Source organism: Photorhabdus akhurstii (assembly GCF_018448925.1).
GTDB classification, from domain to species: Bacteria; Pseudomonadota; Gammaproteobacteria; order Enterobacterales; family Enterobacteriaceae; genus Photorhabdus; species Photorhabdus akhurstii.
Map to the genome: position 1 here is coordinate 1 of NZ_RCWE01000075.1, position 2,063 is coordinate 2,063.

The 2,063-nt window shown below is 52.2% G+C and carries 1 protein-coding gene; it reads left to right on the top strand.

Annotated elements, in window-relative coordinates; genetic code table 11:
- Positions 1-83 precede the first annotated feature (83 nt).
- Positions 84-2,063: type VI secretion system Vgr family protein (locus EAE93_RS23760; RefSeq protein WP_250151182.1), on the top strand; the 1,980-nt coding region annotated here is incomplete at its 3' end.

Sequence of the window (2,063 nt, forward strand, 5' to 3'; positions counted from 1 at the left end):
ATGGCTCGTTTAATGGCTTCTTGCATAGCTTCTTGCGTTATCCCCATCTCAGGATAATGGCTCAATTATGTAGGGTTTCAAATATGGATGGATTAGTTTTCACCTGCCGAATTGGCGTACTGCCCCAAACCACCTTTCAGGTAGCGCAATTTACTTTACAGGAAGAGCTGTCACAGCTTTATCGCCTGACGTTAAAAGTAGTTAGCTCACGTGATGACATTCCCCTGAATGAACAACTGGGGGACAGCGCGTCACTGACCATTACCCGCAATGGCGTCACCGAGCGGACCATTAATGGCTTGATAACCGGGGCTGAACAGGATAATACCGATGGCCGTCGGACTTTTTATATTTTCACTGTCCGCCCCACAATGTGGCTGATGACGCTCAATCAGGACAGCCGTATTTTCCATCGGAAGTCCGTACCGGAAATCTTAACGATCCTGCTTAAAGAGCATCGTATTTTATTTACCCGCGATACGCTCTATAAACGCCATGTCGAACGGGAATACACCACGCAAAAACGCGAATCCGCCTATGATTTTTGGTGTCGGCTGGCGGCGGAGGAGGGCATTATCTTCTGGTTTGAGGAAAAACAGACATTGTTCTGTGATTGCCGCCTGGGCATGCAGGCGGATATCGAACTGACTTACAATACGCACCCGGAAACGGACGAGACAGATACTACCGCGTACCAGTGGAGTTATGGCGAATACCTGTGTCCGAACGGCACGGTCCAGAAAGACCATAACTTTCTTAACCCCAAATATTCGCTTGAGCATCAGAAGCGAGCCGACGATAGCGGGCCCCATCCGGTGTTTGAAAGTTACGGGCGTTTCCAGTGGGATGAGGAAGGAAAACCGTTTACCCAACTGCGGCTGGAACAGTTACGAAACTACAGCAAAGTCGGCACCGCCAAAACCAACTGTATCCGGCTGCGTCCGGGCAAAATTTTTACCCTGCAATCCCATCCCATAGAGGCCATGAACGACCGCTGGCAGGTGCTCTCTGTCACGCATTATGGGCAGCAACCTGTCGCGTCGGACGACGGCGGCGAAGGAACCACCCTGACCAACGAGGTCGCCTTTATTCCAGGAAACAAGGACTGGCGGCCCCCTTACCGCTACAAACCGCTGGCGGACGGTGATGAAGTCGCCACGGTGGTCGGGCCGGGAAGCGAAGAGATTTATGTGAACGAACACGGCGCGATACGGATTCATTTCCACTGGAACCGTTACGATAAAGCGGACGACCTCGCGTCTTGCTGGGTACGGGTGGCACAGGGCTGGAACGGCAACGGTTTCGGTTTTATGGCGATACCGCGCGTCGGGCAGGAGGTGATCGTGAGCTATCTCAACGGCGATATCGACCGTCCGATTGTGACGGGGTGTACCTACAATGGCCTCAACCGTCCGCCGCTTGATTTACCGCTGGAGAAAACCCGGACCACCTTTAAAACCCGGACTCGCGGAGGACAGGGATTTAATGAACTGCGTTTTGAGGATGAAAGAGGCAGCGAAGAAGTGTTTATTCATGCTCAACGGAATATGAAAACGCAGATCCTCTGGGATAAAACCACGCAGATAGGCCATGACCAGCAAACAGAAGTGGCGCATAACCGCGCGGCGATAATTAAAAACGAGGATGATGAAGCGGTGCAGGGCTGCCAGACGCTTGAAGTCGGCCAAAATCAAACAGTGACCATTAAAGGCCAGCAAGTCGTTTCCGTTGGTAAAAGCCATCAATTAAACATCGAAGATAACCAGCAAATTACCGTGGGTAAACATATCACTGTGCACTCCGAAAGCGGGCAAATCACCATTGGGAACGCGGGCGGACAGATAGTCATTGACCCGATGGGGAATATTCGTATCGAAGGGGTCAGCATCACCATGACTGACCATATCACCGGCAAGAAATCCGCCGGCGCGCTGTTTGATTATTCAGCCCGCTATACCCTGCTGAGTGAGCAAAGCGATAAGCCGCTGGTGAATGTCCCCTACACCATCACCACCGGCGATGGTCAGGTCATCCCGGGTAAAACTGATGGGCTGGGCAGAACG